Annotated in this window: 19 protein-coding genes; 5 read left to right on the forward strand and 14 right to left on the reverse strand. The window is 64.0% G+C overall.

The window, feature by feature from the left end; genetic code table 11:
- Positions 1-37: 37 nt before the first annotated feature.
- Both ACO06J_RS10170 and ACO06J_RS10175 read right to left on the reverse strand, forming a co-directional pair.
- Positions 38-1,357, reverse strand: a complete 1,320-nt coding sequence (locus ACO06J_RS10170) for a peptidoglycan-binding protein (protein WP_421760596.1) — start codon at positions 1,355-1,357, stop codon at positions 38-40.
- Complete coding sequence (locus ACO06J_RS10175; protein ID WP_421760597.1) at positions 1,354-3,180, reverse strand: PAS domain-containing sensor histidine kinase; 1,827 nt, start codon at positions 3,178-3,180, stop codon at positions 1,354-1,356. The genes ACO06J_RS10170 and ACO06J_RS10175 overlap by 4 nt, the downstream gene beginning before the upstream one ends.
- Positions 3,181-4,022: 842 nt before the next feature.
- On the opposite strand from ACO06J_RS10175, the gene ACO06J_RS10180 reads away from it, so the two are divergent.
- Positions 4,023-4,349, forward strand: a complete 327-nt coding sequence (locus ACO06J_RS10180; protein WP_421760598.1) for an NIPSNAP family protein — start codon at positions 4,023-4,025, stop codon at positions 4,347-4,349.
- A gap of 53 nt (positions 4,350-4,402) precedes the next feature.
- Complete coding sequence (locus tag ACO06J_RS10185) at positions 4,403-4,822, forward strand: SufE family protein (protein WP_421760599.1); 420 nt, start codon at positions 4,403-4,405, stop codon at positions 4,820-4,822.
- Between the two features lie 4 nt (positions 4,823-4,826).
- Here the strand turns inward: ACO06J_RS10185 and ACO06J_RS10190 are convergent, their stop codons facing one another.
- The 10 genes from ACO06J_RS10190 to mbhE form a co-directional block, all read right to left on the reverse strand.
- Positions 4,827-5,519: a DUF6456 domain-containing protein gene (locus ACO06J_RS10190; RefSeq protein ID WP_421760600.1), complete on the reverse strand. Its 693-nt coding sequence runs from the start codon at positions 5,517-5,519 to the stop codon at positions 4,827-4,829.
- Positions 5,520-5,568: 49 nt separating this feature from the next.
- Positions 5,569-5,973, reverse strand: a complete 405-nt coding sequence (locus tag ACO06J_RS10195; protein ID WP_421760601.1) for a helix-turn-helix domain-containing protein — start codon at positions 5,971-5,973, stop codon at positions 5,569-5,571.
- A 322-nt stretch (positions 5,974-6,295) separates the two neighbouring features.
- Positions 6,296-6,718: a MucR family transcriptional regulator gene (locus ACO06J_RS10200; RefSeq protein WP_421760602.1), complete on the reverse strand. Its 423-nt coding sequence runs from the start codon at positions 6,716-6,718 to the stop codon at positions 6,296-6,298.
- 148 nt (positions 6,719-6,866) lie between these two features.
- On the reverse strand, positions 6,867-7,202 hold the full coding sequence (gene mnhG, locus ACO06J_RS10205) for a monovalent cation/H(+) antiporter subunit G (RefSeq protein WP_421760603.1): 336 nt from the start codon (positions 7,200-7,202) through the stop codon (positions 6,867-6,869).
- A complete protein-coding gene (locus tag ACO06J_RS10210; RefSeq protein ID WP_421760604.1) occupies positions 7,199-7,498 on the reverse strand; it encodes a monovalent cation/H+ antiporter complex subunit F in 300 nt (99 codons plus the stop codon). The genes mnhG and ACO06J_RS10210 overlap by 4 nt, the downstream gene beginning before the upstream one ends.
- A complete protein-coding gene (locus ACO06J_RS10215) occupies positions 7,495-7,974 on the reverse strand; it encodes a Na+/H+ antiporter subunit E (protein ID WP_421760605.1) in 480 nt (159 codons plus the stop codon). The genes ACO06J_RS10210 and ACO06J_RS10215 overlap by 4 nt, the downstream gene beginning before the upstream one ends.
- Positions 7,971-9,548 (reverse strand): proton-conducting transporter membrane subunit, encoded by a 1,578-nt coding sequence (locus ACO06J_RS10220; protein WP_421760606.1) that lies wholly within the window; start codon positions 9,546-9,548, stop codon positions 7,971-7,973. The genes ACO06J_RS10215 and ACO06J_RS10220 overlap by 4 nt, the downstream gene beginning before the upstream one ends.
- Positions 9,548-9,925: a Na+/H+ antiporter subunit C gene (locus ACO06J_RS10225; protein ID WP_421760607.1), complete on the reverse strand. Its 378-nt coding sequence runs from the start codon at positions 9,923-9,925 to the stop codon at positions 9,548-9,550. The genes ACO06J_RS10220 and ACO06J_RS10225 overlap by 1 nt, the downstream gene beginning before the upstream one ends.
- On the reverse strand, positions 9,925-10,344 hold the full coding sequence (locus ACO06J_RS10230) for a Na+/H+ antiporter subunit B (protein WP_421760608.1): 420 nt from the start codon (positions 10,342-10,344) through the stop codon (positions 9,925-9,927). The genes ACO06J_RS10225 and ACO06J_RS10230 overlap by 1 nt, the downstream gene beginning before the upstream one ends.
- Positions 10,341-12,719, reverse strand: coding sequence for a hydrogen gas-evolving membrane-bound hydrogenase subunit E (mbhE, locus tag ACO06J_RS10235; RefSeq protein ID WP_421760609.1), 2,379 nt, complete (start codon positions 12,717-12,719; stop codon positions 10,341-10,343). The genes ACO06J_RS10230 and mbhE overlap by 4 nt, the downstream gene beginning before the upstream one ends.
- Positions 12,720-12,868: 149 nt before the next feature.
- On the opposite strand from mbhE, the gene msrB reads away from it, so the two are divergent.
- Entirely contained in the window at positions 12,869-13,270 is a 402-nt protein-coding gene (gene msrB / locus ACO06J_RS10240) for a peptide-methionine (R)-S-oxide reductase MsrB (protein WP_421760610.1), read from the forward strand.
- A gap of 1 nt (position 13,271) precedes the next feature.
- Here the strand turns inward: msrB and ACO06J_RS10245 are convergent, their stop codons facing one another.
- Positions 13,272-13,631 carry a hypothetical protein gene (locus tag ACO06J_RS10245; protein WP_421760611.1) on the reverse strand — a complete coding sequence of 120 codons (360 nt, stop codon included), beginning with the start codon at positions 13,629-13,631 and terminating at the stop codon, positions 13,272-13,274.
- A gap of 5 nt (positions 13,632-13,636) precedes the next feature.
- The gene (locus ACO06J_RS10250; protein ID WP_421760612.1) at positions 13,637-13,993 is read right to left on the reverse strand and encodes a type II toxin-antitoxin system RelE/ParE family toxin; all 357 of its coding nucleotides are present in this window, start codon (positions 13,991-13,993) and stop codon (positions 13,637-13,639) included.
- 116 nt (positions 13,994-14,109) lie between these two features.
- Here ACO06J_RS10250 and ACO06J_RS10255 point away from each other — a divergent pair, with 116 nt between their 5' ends.
- Together ACO06J_RS10255 and ACO06J_RS10260 are read left to right on the forward strand one after the other, a co-directional pair.
- A complete protein-coding gene (locus ACO06J_RS10255; protein WP_421760614.1) occupies positions 14,110-16,227 on the forward strand; it encodes a S9 family peptidase in 2,118 nt (705 codons plus the stop codon).
- A gap of 97 nt (positions 16,228-16,324) precedes the next feature.
- A complete protein-coding gene (locus tag ACO06J_RS10260; protein ID WP_421760615.1) occupies positions 16,325-16,933 on the forward strand; it encodes a superoxide dismutase in 609 nt (202 codons plus the stop codon).
- The last annotated feature ends 82 nt before the right edge of the window (positions 16,934-17,015 follow it).

The following is a 17,015-nucleotide window of genomic DNA, read 5'->3' on the forward strand; positions in this document are numbered from 1 at the left end:
CCGCGCCCGGGAGCCAGACAAATCTGCTCCCCAGGCTCTAGATTGATGCGCCGTTGTCGACCAAGAGGTCGATCAGTTCGGGGGAGATGCGGCCGGTCACGTTGTAGTTGAAGTAGACCTCGAAGTTCCGGATCGCCTTCGCCGTCGCTTCACCGGCCACGCCATCGGCTGGGCCATGCAGGAAGCCCAGGCTGCCCAAACCGCGCTGCACCTTGGCAACGATCACCGGATCGGTCACCGAAAATGCCGGAGCCAGTTCCTCGGGCGTCGCATTGGTGTCGAGCACCGCGACCTGCGTCCGCGGATCGGCGGGCTCATCAGATATCTGCAGCGGCACGCCGGGCGTGGCCGTCGGGGCCACGGCGAGCGTTGAGGTATCCGCCACCTGCTCGACCTGCTCCACCTGCCTAGCCGCCATTTCCAGCGGCTTGCTGGTCGCCGCCAGCGGCAGCGCGGCAGCTTTGCCAGGCTTGGTCTGGGCTATCGTCTGCACACCCGAAATGATCGTGTCGATGGCATCGCCGGCGGTGTCAGCCGCCATTTCCAGTGCCTCGTCGGCCGATTGCGGCACCGGCCGGCCCAACAGCGTCGGCGCGGTCGACGCACCATCAGCGGTCTTGGCAATGGAGCCGGTCTGGATGTCAGTGGACAGCGGCGCAGGCTCGGGCAGAGCAGCAAGCGGCTGCACCACAGCCTTGGGAGCAATCACGGGTTCTGCCACAGGTTCTGCAACCGGCTCGACGACCTTGGCAGGCGTCAACTGCAGTGTCGCCGGGGCCACCGGCTCCGCAGCAGGTTGGCGCACTTCAGGCGCCGACAGCGGAGCGCTGGCGATCATGTCCATGATTTCGCGCGTCAGCATGCCGGTCGGCTTCATCCCGCGCTGCTCTTCGAATTTCTTGATCGCCCGCGCCGTCTGCGGCCCGTAATAGCCATCGATCGTGCCCACAAACAGCTTGAGCATCTCAAGCTTGCGCTGCACTTCGAAGACATCCTTGTTGCCGATCGGTCCATCCACCGACTGAGTGGCGTCGTCCACCGGCTGCATCAGGTTGGCAGTGGCCTTGGCCACAGGCTTTGCTTCGGTCTGCTTGTGCCGTGTCGCGGGCACAACCGGCGCCACACTCTTGTCGACGCTCTGCGCGGTGCCAAACAACGGCGACGGGTGGGCGTGCCGCTGCCCGAACAGGGCGTTCGAGCCGGCCATGGCGCTGGTCAGCACCAGTGCGGCTATCGCGGTATTGGTGAGCGGCGAGCGCATATACTGCGCGATGATCCAAAGCGCCGTCCGGCCCGCTGAGGCCAGGACGACGCCACCAGCCTGCAGAGGCAGGCGGCTAAAGCTAGCTGCCGTCATAGAGCTCTTTTTCTTTCGTCTGCGTGCCATGTGGTCATAGTTGGGGGCATTTGCTGCGGAACGGGATCCCGGTGAAGGGGGGTGACGGCGCCAGTCTCCTCCACGATGGTTTCCGGACCGTTTATGGGCAGCAAAACTGTCATCACTGTGCCCTCGCCTGGCGAAGAGCTGGCATGCAGTGTCCCGTCGTGCAGCTCGACCAGCCCCTTGACGATCGAAAGGCCGAGCCCCGTGCCCTCATAGCGGCGCGCCAGCCCGTCCTGGGCCTGGAAAAACGCCTCGCCGACATGGCTGAGCGATTCTTCGCCCATGCCGATGCCGTGGTCAGTCACGACAATCGCAAGGTGCCGCCCCTGCCGCCGCATGGCCAACGTCACCACCGAGTGCTCATGGCTGAACTTGACCGCGTTGGTCAAAAGATTGAGCAGAATCTGCCGGCAAGCGCGCTCATCGGCGACCAGCATTGGCAGGCTGCGCGGCATTTCGGTCATCAGGCGCACGGATTTCTCGCGCGCCATCGCGTCGACCATCTTCAGGCACGGTTCGACCAGCGATTCAGGCGCAAAGGCCTCGGTCACCAGTTCAAACTTGCCTGCCTCGAGCCGCGACATGTCGAGCAGCATCTTGACCACTTCGATCAGGTGATGGCCGCTCTGGTGGATCAGTGTCGCGTATTCCTTGTGCTGGGGCGACAGGTCGCCCACCACGCCCGAAGTCATCATCTCGGAGAACCCGACAATGGCGTTGAGCGGCGTGCGGAGTTCATGCCCGATCGTGGCAAGGAACCGCGACTTGGCGCTCGATGCCTCTTCGGCGAGCTTTCGCGCCAGCTTCATCTCGTTTTCGTGGTCGCGCCGTTCGGTGATATCGCGGAACAGCACCACCACTTCGTTGCGTTCCCCCGGCTGCTCCACGTCGAGCACCGGCGAAAGCGACGCTTCCACCCACACGTAGTTCGGGGCCAGCGCCGAGCTGTCAGGCGTATCGCGGCGCATGCGGATTTCCACCCGGCGAGTCCGCCCGTCGGCATTAGCCTGCGAAAAAGCAGTCATGTAGGCCGGGCGGTCCTGCAGATGAATACGCTCCACTAGCCCGTTGCCCGTCAGTTCAAAGCGGCGGCAGCCGAACAGCTTTTCCGACGAGCGCGAGGTGAACAGCAGCGTGCCGTCGCTCGAAAAGCGCATCACGGCGTCCTGCACATGCTCGATCAGGTGCTTGTAGGCGTTGATCTGGCCCTTCTCATAAACCTCGAACACGCGGTTCAACCGATGGGCGGAGAACGCCACCATCGCAGCGACCAGCACGAATACTCCGGCCGCGACCAGCATGGACTGGGCGCCCCAGGCTTCCGGCCACGCAAGGACGTGATAGCTCGACACCATGGCGAACGCGACGACAGCGACGAGGATGGCCCAGCTGCGCTTTTTGACCGGCGAGCGGGCGAGGAGCGAGGCGTGCACCGGGCCCAGCACTGCAACAGCAAGACCGAAGTCGGCGACAGCGGGGTCAGCCACCGTCAGCAGCAGCCCGGCGAGCAGCGCCGCGTAGGCCTGACCTGCCGCGGCGCGCTCAAACTGGCCACGCTGGCTGAGGGCCAGCGTCAACACGCCGGCTGCCGCACCGATCGTGGCGATGACGAAGGGCAGCATGGCGCCCTGCACCAGGGCGAGCACGGTAAAGGGCATGGCGAGACTGCTCGCCACGAGGATCATCCGGGAGTTGATGGCAATGGTGGCGCGCCGCGTCGCCTCAGGCCGGCCGACAGCCGCTCGCGGAGCGGCTTTACTGAGGATATCCCTCGCCCTGGACCAGAGGCTACGCATTACTCAAACTCACTACTGGACGCCCGTCTTCTTGTTGAGCCAAACTCCCACTGCAACGCCTAAGACAGGTTTAAGGGGAAGCGTCCCGACCCCCGATCTCCCCGCTATCCACCCTGCAAAGGGGTGCCTTTCTCCGCATAGCGTAAACGCTTCCTTGCCCTCGCAGCACGGTTTGCCCCCATTGCGCCACAGTCCGGGCCTCTGGCGCCATTCGCCTCGCGCCAATCCGCTGGCATTCGTCTCAAATTTTATCGAAATCTCGAAAAGCCACTTAATGGGGCCGGCCTAGGGTTGAGCTATGACGGGGCGGCGAGGGGCCGTTCCGGAGGAGCTTCGGGCTTAATATGTTTCTCTTGCGGTCAGCATTCTGGCTAACGGTTGCCTTCGTTCTGATGGCGCCGCGGCATGTCGACCTGGGCGCCACCGTCAGCGGCTATGCCGCCGAGGCGGCTGCGGCCGGCCAGAGGGCCATCGTCAGCGAAATCCTCGAAACGCCGTGCACAGATCTCAAATGCGCCGGGGGCAAGGGTCTCCTCCAAGTCCTTACCGCCGGCTCTCTAACCCCATCCGTTGACAACCCCATGCAGGATTCGTCGAGCATTCTGGTCCCGCTCCCCCGACCGAGACCAGACCGGATGGGTTAAGCCAGGGGTCGGTGTCACTTCCCCCGACGCGACTCCAACCCGACCCTTGGCCCTAAGCCGCACGTGCGCTGCCCCGCACGTGCGGTTTGCTTTTGCGCGCAATACTTTGGAGCGCAGAACCTTGCGCGCTCAACTTTTGGACCGGTTGCCAAACCCCTCGCCGCATGGTGCAACCCTCTGGTTTAGCGAGGGGATACCATGATCTACGAGTTGCGCGTTTACACCTGCCTGCCCGGCCGCATGCCGGCGCTGCTCAAGCGCTTTGAGGAGCACACCCTCAGGATCTGGGACCGCCATGGCATTCGCCAGGCCGGGTTCTGGACCACAGCCATCGGCCCCTCCAGCAACGACCTCACCTATTTCCTGCGCTGGGACTCATTGGCCGAACGCGAGACCAAGTGGGCGGGCTTTGTCTCCGATCCCGAGTGGCTGACGGCCCGCGCTGCGTCTGAGGCGGATGGGCTCATCGTCGCCAATATCGCGAGTTCGTTCCTCAGCCCCACCAAATTCTCGCAACCGGGCTGACAGATTGGCGCACTGGCTTCTTTCAGCACGCCCAATGCACTATCTAGTGCGGCATGACACACCCCCAGGCCTTCCAGGACATCGCCGAAAACTTCTCCTATCTTGACGATTGGGAGGACCGGTACCGCTATCTGATCGAGCTCGGGCAGGCGCTTCCGCCGCTGGCCGAGACGGAAAAGAACAGCGCCACCAAGGTCAATGGCTGCGTCTCGCAGGTCTGGCTGGTGTCGGAACGCGCGGGTGAACTCCTCAGCTATCGCGGCGAGTCCGATGCGCTGATCGTGCGCGGGCTGGTTGCAGTGCTGGTTGCCCTCTACTCCGGCCGCCCCCCGGCGGAAGTTGCAGATGTCGATGCGATCGCGCTCTTCGACGAGCTGGGGCTCCGCGAACACCTGACACAGCAGCGCTCCAACGGCCTCGCTGCCATGGTCACCCGCATCCGCGGCGAGGCCAAGGCGCTGACGGCCGCCTGAGCGTTCACAGCGGCAACCGGTCCCCCGCCATCCACTTGCGCGCCCTTCGGCTCTCGCTCCCCACTGCGACCGCCCCGATTCCCCAGACCTCCGCCAGCCGGTCGAGCCCGATCCGCAGCACCAGCTTGGCGCTGCGGCGCGGCCAGCCGCGTTCAGCCTCCACCAGTTGCAGGCCCTTGAGCAGGCCGCACACATCCATCACCACCCCGGCGCAGTCACGCGGCAGCACGTCGTGGATCTCTGCCAGCTGCCTTTTGGCATCGGCCGCGAGGTCGCCGATCTCTGCAGCATGGCCAGCACCTTTGGTCGCCACATGGGCGGCCGAGTAGCTCATGGTCAGCCGGGGCTGCAGCCGCGCTCGTTCCGCCAGCCGCCGCACCCGCTCCCCTGCCTCCACCTGATGCGGGCTGAGAAACGCTTCGCTTTCACCGGCCGTGGCAAATGCCAGGCGGGCCAGCGGGCTTTCGGCGAGGTTGACTGTGCTTGCCTCTGGTCCAGGCGCCGCAATCCGGTGCTGCGCGGCAAAGGCGTCGGCATCCAGCATGGCGCGCTTCAGCCATTGCGCCGCCTCGGGGCGGGCCCGGCAGGTGCGAGCGTCTCCGTCCAGCACACCGGAGGCAATGAGCTCGCGCACCTCCGCCACCGGCAGCGTCACCTGCCGTCCGTCGCGGGAGGCGACGTAGCTGGACCCGGTCATACTCGCTGCGCCATCCGGCAGAAGGCAGCGGACAAAACGTATCGCGCGCTTACCCATGGCGTTGACCCGGCATTGTAGCCAGCGCCTCGATCAGCGTTTCGAGCTGCTCGACCTCAGCGTCAAATCCGGGTGCCTCGCGCATATCCTCGATCACCGCACAGGCGTGCGAAACCGTGGTGCGGTCCCGGCCAAAGAACTGGCCGACCTCCGCGTACTGCCAGCCCAGCGCCACATGCATCAGGTACATCGCCAACTGCCGCGCCACCGCCACCCGCGAGCGGCAGCGCGCCCGGTGCACCAGTTGCGATGGCTGCACCCCACGCGCAAGCGCCACCAGTTGCAGCAGGCGTTGCGCCATCTGGTCAGGCGCCGGCGGCTCGAACATCACTACCGATGTCGAGCGCCCCAAACCCACTACGGGCGTCCGCCGCCCCTCAAATGCTGTGTCAAACATGGCCATCTCCGATTATAGGATACTATTCCTATAACCGGCAATGGAGGGCGCGGGGATAAGTAGGGTCAACTCCATCAATGACAACGCGAATTCGTCGTCAGAAAATCCCTGGCCCGCCGCATTTATGGCTCGAAGAACGACTTGCTAGGACCCAAGACCCACGATACTGCCCGGGCGCTTCGAGGCTGCGCACACGTTGGCGCCGCGACCGCCTCCTGCGCAATCCGGATGAATGCGGTTCCTGGGGCTGGCAAGAGCAACCGCCAAAACGCAAAACGGCCGCCCCAGGGGACGGCCGTTTGTCAGTTTCGGGCAGGGCCGATCAGGCGGCCTTGCGGCCCAGGCCATTGTCCTTGGCGAGGCGCGAGCGGGTCGCCGAATAGTTCGGGGCGACCATCGGGTAGTCCGACAGCAGGCCCCACTTCTCGCGATATTCCTCGGGCGACAGGTTGTAGTGCGTGCGCAGGTGGCGCTTCAGCGATTTGAACTTCTTGCCGTCTTCGAGGCAGATGATGAAATCGGGAGCCACGGACTTGCGCACCGGAACGGCGGGCTTGAGCTCTTCTTCGACAACCACTGCCACGGGGGTGTGCAGGCTCTTCAGCGCCAGATGTACGTCGGCGATCAGCTTAGGCAGATCGGTGACGCTCAGCGCGTTGTGACTGACATAGGCGCAGACAATATCAGCGCTGAGGTCGATGAGATCGTTGTCAGTGGCGCTCACGCCACCCGAATGATCGGTCATTTAGGGTCCTTTACAATGCTTTGAAGGGGATGGGAGGGGGAGCCTCATGCCCTTGATTGACTATCTATGGGTCTTTGCTGAAACTGGCAACTGCTTAGCAGGCAAATGCGTATAAGACTTTTGTTTCTGAGTATAACCAGAAATCATACTATATCTGTTTTGCGGGCAGATCAATATTCGTCTGCTGCACCGGTTCCAGACCGCTGCGGCGAGCCGCACGGGCAAGCAAGTGGGCGGAAACCGGCGTGCTGAGCAGCAGGAAGACAATTCCCAGCAAAGCCCGCATCGTAACCGCCCCGTTGCCTGAAGTCATTGCCACAACTAGCACAATCAGCCCTGCCCCACCGGCCCCAGCCAGCGATGCGGCATGGAGTCGCGTGTAGAGATCAGGCAGCCGCAAGATACCAACAGCTGCCAAAACACCCATTATCGCACCGATCAGCAGAACCAGTGCGGCAACATGGAGCAATAAATCTGCGATCACTTGTCGTCGTCCTTGGATTGGTTGCCGCGACTCAGCAGATACCGCGCCAGCGCCACCGTCGATAAAAAACCAGCAAGCGAAACAGCGATGGCGACATCGATATAGAGCGCAAATCCAGTCAATACTGTGATCGCCGCAATCAATCCCACCGCCAGCGTCGTCATCAGGTCGAGCGCCAGGATCCGGTCCGCCAAAGTCGGCCCGCGCACCAGCCCGATCACCGCCAGAAACAGCGCCACCAGCAGCAGGCCGATGGCAGTCTGGGCCGCGAAGTGCAGCGTCTCCGCCCCGCTCATCGGAACACCTCCAGCACGCGCCGTTCGAACCCGTCCTTCAAATCCCGAATGAACGCCTCGCGATCGACGACATCGATAGCGTGGATGAACAGGAACTGCCGATCGTCACTGACATCGAGGCTCAGCGTCCCCGGCGTCAGCGTAATCAGATTGGCAAGCAGCGTGATCTCAGCGTCGCTTTTCACCGACAGCGGAAACGCGATTATGGCGGGGTGGAGGTGCGCCTTCATGTCCGGACGCAAGACCATCCTGGCCACGCGCAGTTCACTCATCACCAGCTCGCGCACAAACAGCGCCGCGAGCGCGAGGATGCGGCGGGCGCGCGGCAACAGCGTCGGGCTTGCGACCTGGGCGCGGATCACGAAGAGGCAAAGCGCCCCCACCAGTCCGCCAAACAGCAGAGATGGCAGCGAAAAACTGCCCGTCGCCGCCGACCAGCCAAGCGCCAATAACAGGGTCAGGAGCGCAAGGTTCATGGCGCCTGCCCCTGAAGACCGGTCGCACTGACATAGTCGGCCGGCGACATCAGCGCATTGGCAGCACGGCGGCCGAATTCCAGCAGCGGATCAGGGAACAATCCGGCCAGTGCCACGATCAGCGTCAAAACCACTGCCGGCCCCAGCCGCAGCAAAAGCGGCGGCCCAAACAGCCGCCGCAGCCCCGGATTGACGCCCTCTGATGCCGCCCCCTCAGCGCCATTGCGCCAGAAAACGTGTGCCCAGAGGCGCGTGACGGCAACCAGCGAGAGCAGCGCATTGCCGAGCACAGCCAGCCACAGCGCCAGCGCCCAGCCGTCGCCTCTCGCCTGCCATTGGCCAATCCCGCCCTCGATCAGCAGCAGTTTGGGCCAGAAGCCAAGGAACGGCGGCACGCCCGCCACCGCCAGCATCAGCACCACGAACAGCGCACCGAGCAGCGGCTCGGTCGCATAAAGCCCGCCCATCCGCCGCGTATCGGTCTCGCCGGTCACAGCCTCGATCAGCCCGGCAAGCATATAAAGCCCCGCGATCGTCAGCATGGCATGCAGCACATAGATCGCGGCGCCCGCGAGGCCGGCCGGGTTGGGCAGCGCGATGCCCGCCATCACCGCCCCGATACCGCCAATCACCAGAAAGCCCAGCGCGCGCCTGAGATTGGTCTCGGCAATGGCGCCAAGCGGTCCGAGGATCAGCGTTGCTAACGCCACAATCGCCAGGACCGGTTCGAGCACCGTCCGCGATGCAGGCAACAGCATCACCAGACATCGCAGCAGGGCATAGACCCCCACCTTGGTGAGCAGCCCCGCCAAGAGCGCCGAGATGGCCGCCGGTGGCGCGTGGTACGAGGCGGGCAGCCAGGCATTGACCGGAAACGCTGCCGCTTTCATGCCGAACGCCAGCAGCAGCAGGGCTGCCACCGACGCCATTGCCGCCGGGTTCGCCAGCGGCGCACGAGCGAGGACGTCGGCCATGTTCAAGGTGCCGGTCAGCCCGTAAATCAGTCCCAGGCTGATGAGAAAAATCGTCGTCGCAAGGAAGTTGAGGAAGCCATACTTCACCGTGGCGTCGATCTGCAGATTGCGCCCGCCCAGCACCATCAGCCCGAAGCTGGCAATCAGCATTACCTCGAACCAGACATAGAGGTTGAACAGGTCGCCCGTGAGGAACGAGCCGGAGACGCCAGCAAGCAGCAGCAGGATCAGCGGATAAATGCCGTCCTGCCGCGCCCGGTCGGGCATATCGGCGCGCAGATATACCAGCAGCAGCAACGTCGCTACCGCCGCCGCCAGCGCGAACACCGCCGCAACGATATCGGCGGTGAAGCTGATGCCAAATGGCGGCAGCCAGCGGCCCATGGTCATCGACACCGGACCGATTTCAACCACCCGCAGCAGCAGCCCCACGTCGCAGCACCCAACCACCGCCACCACCAGCAGGGCAAAGGCGAACTGCAGGTCGCGCGCCGAGCGCAGCGCCAGAAGCGTTGCCGCACCGGCAAGCGCCAGCACGACCGGCAGGATCACCACCCAGTCGCTCGCATAGGTCGGGGCCGTCTGCTGGATCGCGTCCATCAATAGCTCATCGGCGGTCGCGGCCCGCCTCGTGGTTCGGCCACCCGCATGTGGTCGGTATTGTCGGCATCCAGCGCCTGGTAGGCGCGATAGCCGAGCACCAGCAAAAAGCTGAACATCGCGAACCCGATGACGATGGCGGTGAGGATCAGCGCCTGCGGCAGCGGGTTGGCCGCATCCGCGAGCGGCGCCTCCGCCCCATTGAGCGCGATCGGTGGCGTAAAGCGAGTGAGGCGCCCGGCGACGAGGATCAGCAGGTTGACAGCATTGCCCAGCAGCGTCAGCCCCAGCAGCATGCGGATCAGCGAGCGCGACAGCAGCAGATAGATCGCCGCCGTGAAAAACAGTCCCGAGAGCGCGGCAACAGCGTGGTCCATTACGCGTCCCCCTCGTCTTCAAGGCCAAGGATCATCGCGGAGATGGCGCCGAAGACGACGAGATACACCCCGATGTCGAACACCATCGGGGTCGAGATCGTCACCTTGGCGTCGCCGATGGTGAACTCCGACCAGAGTCCCGTGAGGAACGGCACCCCGAACAGCAGCGACAACAGCCCTGCCCCAGCCGCCAGCAGCAGTCCGCCGCCGGCCAGTGCCAACGGATCGACCTTCAACGCCGCACGCGCCGCCGACGGCCCGCATGCCATGCCGTAGATCGCCAGCGCCGAAGCGGCGATCAGCCCGCCGATGAAGCCACCACCCGGCTCATTGTGTCCGCGCAGCAGCACAAACACGGAGAACACCAGCATGACGACACACAACAGCGGCGCGATGGTGCGGAAGATCAGCGCGTTCATGCTGCTGCCTTCCGCCGCCGCTTCGGCCTCGTCGGAACTTCAGGCTCGGCCGGAGCGACGGGCGCCGGCTTCCGCGCCCCACGGATCAGCGCCAGCACGGCAATCCCAGCCGTCATCACGACGGCGATCTCGCCCAGCGTATCCAGCCCGCGGAAGTCCACCAGAATGACGTTGACGACATTGTGCCCATGCGCGATCGGGCCCGACTGCGCGTTGAAGAAATCGCTGAGGCGCGTGTCGAGCGGCCCCTCAAGCACCGCGAACAGCAGCGTCGCAATCGACAGCCCGGCGACCAGCGCCACGCCGCCATCGCGCAGCCAGTCCTCCAGCGGCCGCTTGTCCCGCGCATCAAGCCGCAGGCGCGTCATCACCAGCGCCAGGATCACCACAGAGAGGATTTCCACCATGAACTGGGTGAAGCTTAAATCCGGCGCGCCGAACAGCATGTAGAGAATGGCAATCGCCAGCCCCTGGATGCCAAGCGCAAGGATCGCGAACAGCCGGGTCTGGGCAAAGACTACGGTCATCGCGCCCGCCGCCGCCATGGCAATCACCCCCCACTCGTAGAACTTCAGATCTGGCCAGGCCGGCATCCAGGGCAGGCCGCCGAGCAGCCACAGCGGCACGATCACCGCCACCGCCAGCAACACAAAGACCACCAGCAGGTAGAGTTCGAGTCGCCCATGGTGCAGCAGCCGCGTCACCAGCGCCGCCAGCCGCACCAGCCCGAAATAGGCCGCGTCGAACCCCTCGTCAAAGCTCCAGCCCACTCGCGCAGCCAGTCGTCCCATCGCCAGCCGTACCCAGTCGAAACGGGCATAGAGCGCAATCGCCAGCGCCCAGGTCAGCACCGAGAGCCAGAACACCACGCCGAGAAAGTCTATCGGCGCGCCAAGGTGAGTCTCAGCCGCGTGCCCCGAGATCGCCGATACAGCGGGAGCCGCCAGAAATTCACCTGCCCATTTGGGAAAGATGCCGAGCCCGATCCCAAGCACGCCTAACACCAGCGGCCCCACCAGCATAGCCGGCGGCGCCTCGTGCGGCACCATCGGCGTGGGGATCAGCGCCCCCATGAACGGCCGGACCAGCACCGCAATTCCCGCCACCGCCAGCAGCACATTGCCGATCACCAGCACCGCCAGCGCAACGAGCGAGGCGAGATCGCCCGTCGCCACAGCTGCATAGATCTCTTCCTTGGCATAAAACGCCAGCAGTGGCGGTAGCCCGATCATGCCCGCCGACGCCATGATCGTGCCGATAAAGCTCACCGTCAGCTTGTCGCGCAGGCCGCCCAGTTCGGTGATGTCGCGCGTCCCGGTGCCGTGGTCGATCGCCCCGGCGATCAGGAACAACGCCGCCTTGTAGGCGGCATGGGCAAGGAAATAGAGCACCGCACCGGTCAGCGCCAACTCGGTCCCCACGCCCAGCAGCAGCATCAGCAGCCCGAGCGAAGCGATGGTCGATTGCGCGAGGATCTGTTTCAAATCCGTCTGCCGCAGCGCTGCCAACGCCCCCCAGAGCAGCGTCGCTCCGCCGAACACCATCAGCGTCAGGTTCCAGATCGCGGACCCGCCCAGCAGCGGCGTCATCCGCGCCACCAGATACACCCCGCCCTGCACCATGGTCGCTGAATGCAGATACGCCGACACCGGCGTCGGCGCCTCCATGGCGTTGGGGAGCCAGAAGTGGAACGGCAGCTGCGCCGATTTGGTGAACGCCGCCAGCAGCACCAGACCAACCAGCAGCGGATACATTGCCCCGCTCCGCAGATCAGCCGTGACCGCACTCAGTTCCCAAATTCCGGCCAGCGCATGGATCAGCACGCCCGCAGCCAGCAGCGCCAGCCCGCCAATCCCCGTCACCACAAGCGCCTGGATCGCGGCGCGGCGCGCCGATTGCCGGCTGTGATCGAACCCGATCAACAGGAACGATGTGACCGAGGTGAGTTCCCAGAAGAGGTAAAGCGCCACCAGGCTATCGGCCAGCACCAGCCCCTGCATCGCGCCCATGAACATCAGCAGGAACGACAGAAACCGCCCCTGATGCGGGTCGGATTTGAGATAGGCGCCCGCGTAGAGCACGATCAGCGCCCCCACCGCCGCAATGGTCAGCGCAAAGGTGAGGCTCAGCCCATCAATCATGAAACTGAGGTTCAGCCCCCAGCTCGGCGCCCAGGCAAAGCTCACGGGGATCTTTCCGCCAGCCGCAATCTGCGGCAGCAACGTCCATAGTCCCGCAAAGGCGACGGCCGGCGCTAGCGCCAGAACCCAGCCGGCAAATCCCCCCATCACCCGCCGCAATAGCGGAGCCATCACTGCCGCAACAAACGGCAGCAGCACGGCCAGCGCGACGATGGTTTCTGGCGTTACGGGCAAGGCAGCCTCAGGATTCGACTGGACGACCTTAGCCTCTCACTTTAGCACCCGGGGTATAACCGGCCCAATAGCCACAGCTTTGTGAGCAGCGCATGAGTGGCAGAGCCGCAGCCCGATGCTTATATCTCGCGCCGTAACGGAGGAATTCCATGACCGAAACGTTCAAGGTTGCAAAGTCCGACGCCGAGTGGCGCGCCGAACTCACCCCCGAACTCTACCAGATCGCTCGCGAACACGGTACCGAGCGCGCCTGGTCGCACCTGTACAACACCGAAAAGCGCGACGGCACTTACTACTGCGCCGCCTGCAACGCCCCGCTGTTCCCGGCCACCACCAAATACGAGTCCGGTTCCGGCTGGCCGAGCTTTTTCAAGCCGCTCGATGGCGCCGTCGGTGAAACCACTGACAAGAGCCACGGTATGGTCCGCACCGAAGCCCACTGCGCCAATTGCGGCGCCCACCTCGGCCACGTCTTCCCCGACGGCCCCAACCCCACCGGTGAGCGCTACTGCATGAACGGCACGGCGCTGAAGTTCGAGCCGAAGGCCTGATCTAGGCTGCCGGCTTGGTCTTTCGCCTCGCCGGCGCTTTTTGTTTGACGAGCTTGCCGTTGGGACCAATGGCAAGCTCGACGTCTCCGACATCCGGCAGCGTAGCGACCAGTTTCAGCGTTCCGCCAAGCCCGCGGACGTAGGTGTTGAGCGATGAGACCAGCCAGTCTTTCCGCCCCTCAAGCCGCGACACGCCCGCCTGGGTCATCCCCTCCACCTCCGCTTGCTTCTTTGCTGCCAGCTCACGAATTTCCTGCAAGCGGATGGTCTTGCCAAGCTCTTTGGCGCCCTCAGTGATCTTATCTTGAAGCTCCTGCGGCAGCTCGGCGCGTATCTCTTCCCATGTCTTGGCACCCTTCATCACTATCAAACTCCCTCAATCCAGCGCTCAAACCGCCGATCCGCTTTGGCAATCAGCGCATCGTAAAACCTTGTCTGACTCATTCCTCCCTTGCCTCCGCCACATAGGACCACGGCTTTCTGCTTTGGATCGAAAGCAAAGGCGAAGCGATACCAGTCATCATCGAGCCCAAAGCGCAATTCCTTCATATTGACGTAGCGCGAGCCCTTCAGCGTATCGGCGAAGGGACGCGGAAGTGCCGGGCCGTGGTCACGCAACTTGTCCAGCAAGGCACCAAGCGCGACCTTCACCGAGTCGTCGAGCGCCCGAAACTCCGCCACGAAGTCCGGATGAAACACCACGGTCCATGTTTCATCACCCATCCCTGCCCCCGAATTACGTTAAAGGTATGTCAGTTCCGGCCTCACTTCAAGCATGCCCACTTGTAGCCGCAGGAGTGGAAGCGGATATAGACGCAACCAAGTCACCGAGACCCCCCATGCCCACACAACCCGTCGCCGAACGCCGTCCGCATGCCGTTACCGATCACGGCATCACGCGGCAGGATCCTTATCACTGGCTCCGCGCGGACAACTGGCAGGAGGTGATGCAGGAGCCGTCGGCGTTGCCCGCCGATATCCGCGCCTATCTCGAGGCTGAGAACGCCTATTTCGCGGAGCGCTTCGAGGCCGGCCACGAGGCGCTGAAGGAGACGATCTATCGCGAGATCCGCGGCCGCATCAAAGAGGATGACAGCGGCATCGCCTCGGAAGATGGCCCGTTCGCCTATAACTCGCGGATGGAAGAGGGGAAGCAATACCCCATCCTCGTCCGCACCCCGCGCAATGGCGGGCCCGAGGAAATCCTCCTCGACTGCAATATCGAGGCCGGCGAGGGCTATTTCGGCTTTGGCGGCGGCGACCACGACCCGTCGCACCGCCTCCTCGCCTGGAGCGCCGACCGGCAGGGCTCGGAGTTCTACACCCTCAACATCCGCGATCTTTCGACCGGCAAGGATACCGGCGAGGTGCTCGAAGACATCGCCGGCGGCGGCGTCTGGTCCCCCGATTCCAGCGCCATCTACTATTCCGAGTATGACGACAACCACCGCCCCTATCGCGTCCGCCGCCACGTGATGGGCACGCCGCAGGCCGATGACGAACTGATCTACGAGGAAAAGGATTCTGGCTTTTTCGTCGGTGTCGACGAAACGCTGTCGCGCCGCTACATCGTCATCGACGCGCACGACCACCAGACCTCCGAGATCTGGGTGATCGACACCCATACCGGCGGCCCGCCGCGCTGCATCGCGCCGCGCCAGACCGATCGCGAGTACGACATCGAGGATCGCGGCGACACCTTCTACATCCTCACCAATGCCGACGACGCCGAGGACTTCAAGATCGTCACCGCGCCCGTCGCGGACCCTGATCCGAAGAACTGGGTCGACCTCGTCCCGCATCAGCCAGGCGTGCTGATCCTCGACATGATCCTTCTGAGCCACCACCTCGTCCGCCTCGAACGGATCGATGGCCTGCCGCGCATCGTGGTGCGCCCGCTGTCCCCCCGCTCCTCCGGGGAGAGGGTGCCCCCCGAGGGGGCGGGTGAGGGGCAGGAAGAGTGGACGGTGAAGTTCGACGAGGAGGCCTACTCGCTCGGCGTGTCGGCGGGGTTCGAGTTCGACACCACCACCATCCGCTTCACCTATGCCTCGCCCACCACACCGTCGCGGACGTATGACCTCGACCTCGTCACCGGCGAGCGCACGCTTCTCAAGGAGCAGGTGGTCCCCTCCGGCCACGATCCGGCGGATTACGAGACCCGGCGCATCTTCGCCAAGGCCTCCGATGGGGCCGAAGTGCCGGTGACGCTGCTCTACCGCAAGGGCCTCGCCCTCGATGGCACGGCTCCGGCGCTCCTCTATGGCTATGGCGCCTATGGCATGGCGATGCCGGCGAGCTTCTCCGTCTCGAAACTCTCACTGGTCGATCGCGGCTTCGTTTATGCGACCGCCCACGTCCGCGGCGGCATGGACAAGGGCTATGGCTGGTACAAAGAGGGTCGCCGCGAGTTCAAGACCAACACCTTCACCGATTTCATCGCCGCCGCTGAAACCCTCGTCGCCCAGGGCTTTGCCGCACCCGACAAGATCGTGGCCGAAGGCGGCTCGGCCGGCGGGCTGTTGATGGGCGCCATCGCCAACATGCGCCCCGAGCTCTGGGCGGGCATCATCGCCGAAGTCCCTTTCGTCGATGTGCTTAACACCATGCTCGACGACACGCTGCCGCTCACCCCGCCGGAATGGCCTGAATGGGGCAACCCGATCGAGAGCCGCGCCGATTACGACCGCATCGCGTCCTACGCCCCCTATGAGCAGGTTGCTGCTAAGTCCTACCCGCCGATCTTCGCCCTTGCGGGGCTCACCGATCCGCGCGTCACCTATTGGGAACCCGCCAAGTGGGTAGCCAAGCTCCGTGCAACCAAGACTGACCATAACCCGTTGTATTTGAAGACGCACATGGAAGCGGGGCATGGCGGCGCGTCCGGACGCTTCGACCAGCTCAAGGAGACAGCCCTGAGCTATGCCTTTGCGCTGAGCTGCGTAGGAAAGGCATAATCGACCTAAAGCCGGTGTTGGCGCGCAACGCCAAAACGCCTATATCCAATCCAGCGCAGCTGCCGACTTTTCTCCATCCTTCAGGAAGGCTTATACAATGGCTTACGAACTTCCCCCCCTGCCCTATGCCTACGATGCCCTCGGGCCGTACATGAGCAAGGAAACCCTCGAGTTCCACCACGACAAGCACCATCAGGCTTATGTCACCAACGCGACCAAGCTCGCCGAGGGCAAGGGTCTCGACGTGCTGCCGCTTGAGGACCAGGTCAAGGAAGTGTTCGGCAAGGATCCGGGCCTCTTCAACAACCTCGGCCAGCACTACAACCACGTGCACTTCTGGAACTGGATGAAGCCCAATGGCGGTGGCGGTGCCTCGAAGGTCCCGGCAGCGCTCCTCAAGGCGATCGAGTCCGATCTCGGCGGTTTCGACAAGTTCCGCGCCGATTTCATTGCCGCCGGCACCACCCAGTTCGGTTCGGGCTGGGCCTGGCTCAGCCTCAAGGATGGCAAGCTCCAGGTCACCAAGACCGCCAATGGCGAGTCGCCGCTGGTTCACGGCAACGCCAAGCCGCTGCTCGGCGTCGACGTCTGGGAACACTCCTATTACATCGACTACCGCAACGCGCGCCCGAAATACCTCGAAGCCTGGTTCGACAACCTGGTGAACTGGGAACACGTCGAGTTCCTGTTCGACGAAGCCAAGTAAGGCTCGCCTCACAGCATCAGTTTCCGGCCCGTCTGCACCAGCAGGCGGGCCTTTTCATATGGTTGCCACCGGCTCCGCAGTC

The organism is Devosia sp. (assembly GCF_965229025.1).
Classification (GTDB): domain Bacteria; phylum Pseudomonadota; class Alphaproteobacteria; order Rhizobiales; family Devosiaceae; genus Devosia_A.

Excerpts from the sequence above, each read along its gene's own strand:
- ACO06J_RS10170 (WP_421760596.1), bottom strand. The coding sequence starts at position 1,357 with ATGACGGCAGCTAGCTTTAGCCGCCTGCCTCTGCAGGCTGGTGGCGTC.
- ACO06J_RS10200 (WP_421760602.1), bottom strand. The coding sequence starts at position 6,718 with ATGACCGATCATTCGGGTGGCGTGAGCGCCACTGACAACGATCTCATC.
- msrB (WP_421760610.1), top strand. The coding sequence starts at position 12,869 with ATGACCGAAACGTTCAAGGTTGCAAAGTCCGACGCCGAGTGGCGCGCC.
- ACO06J_RS10225 (WP_421760607.1), bottom strand. The coding sequence starts at position 9,925 with ATGGACCACGCTGTTGCCGCGCTCTCGGGACTGTTTTTCACGGCGGCG.
- ACO06J_RS10245 (WP_421760611.1), bottom strand. The coding sequence starts at position 13,631 with ATGAAGGGTGCCAAGACATGGGAAGAGATACGCGCCGAGCTGCCGCAG.
- ACO06J_RS10215 (WP_421760605.1), bottom strand. The coding sequence starts at position 7,974 with ATGAACCTTGCGCTCCTGACCCTGTTATTGGCGCTTGGCTGGTCGGCG.
- ACO06J_RS10260 (WP_421760615.1), top strand. The coding sequence starts at position 16,325 with ATGGCTTACGAACTTCCCCCCCTGCCCTATGCCTACGATGCCCTCGGG.
- ACO06J_RS10195 (WP_421760601.1), bottom strand. The coding sequence starts at position 5,973 with ATGTTTGACACAGCATTTGAGGGGCGGCGGACGCCCGTAGTGGGTTTG.
- ACO06J_RS10210 (WP_421760604.1), bottom strand. The coding sequence starts at position 7,498 with ATGAGCGGGGCGGAGACGCTGCACTTCGCGGCCCAGACTGCCATCGGC.
- ACO06J_RS10185 (WP_421760599.1), top strand. The coding sequence starts at position 4,403 with ATGACACACCCCCAGGCCTTCCAGGACATCGCCGAAAACTTCTCCTAT.
- ACO06J_RS10255 (WP_421760614.1), top strand. The coding sequence starts at position 14,110 with ATGCCCACACAACCCGTCGCCGAACGCCGTCCGCATGCCGTTACCGAT.
- ACO06J_RS10220 (WP_421760606.1), bottom strand. The coding sequence starts at position 9,548 with ATGGACGCGATCCAGCAGACGGCCCCGACCTATGCGAGCGACTGGGTG.
- ACO06J_RS10180 (WP_421760598.1), top strand. The coding sequence starts at position 4,023 with ATGATCTACGAGTTGCGCGTTTACACCTGCCTGCCCGGCCGCATGCCG.
- ACO06J_RS10230 (WP_421760608.1), bottom strand. The coding sequence starts at position 10,344 with ATGAACGCGCTGATCTTCCGCACCATCGCGCCGCTGTTGTGTGTCGTC.
- ACO06J_RS10175 (WP_421760597.1), bottom strand. The coding sequence starts at position 3,180 with ATGCGTAGCCTCTGGTCCAGGGCGAGGGATATCCTCAGTAAAGCCGCT.
- ACO06J_RS10250 (WP_421760612.1), bottom strand. The coding sequence starts at position 13,993 with ATGGGTGATGAAACATGGACCGTGGTGTTTCATCCGGACTTCGTGGCG.
- ACO06J_RS10190 (WP_421760600.1), bottom strand. The coding sequence starts at position 5,519 with ATGACCGGGTCCAGCTACGTCGCCTCCCGCGACGGACGGCAGGTGACG.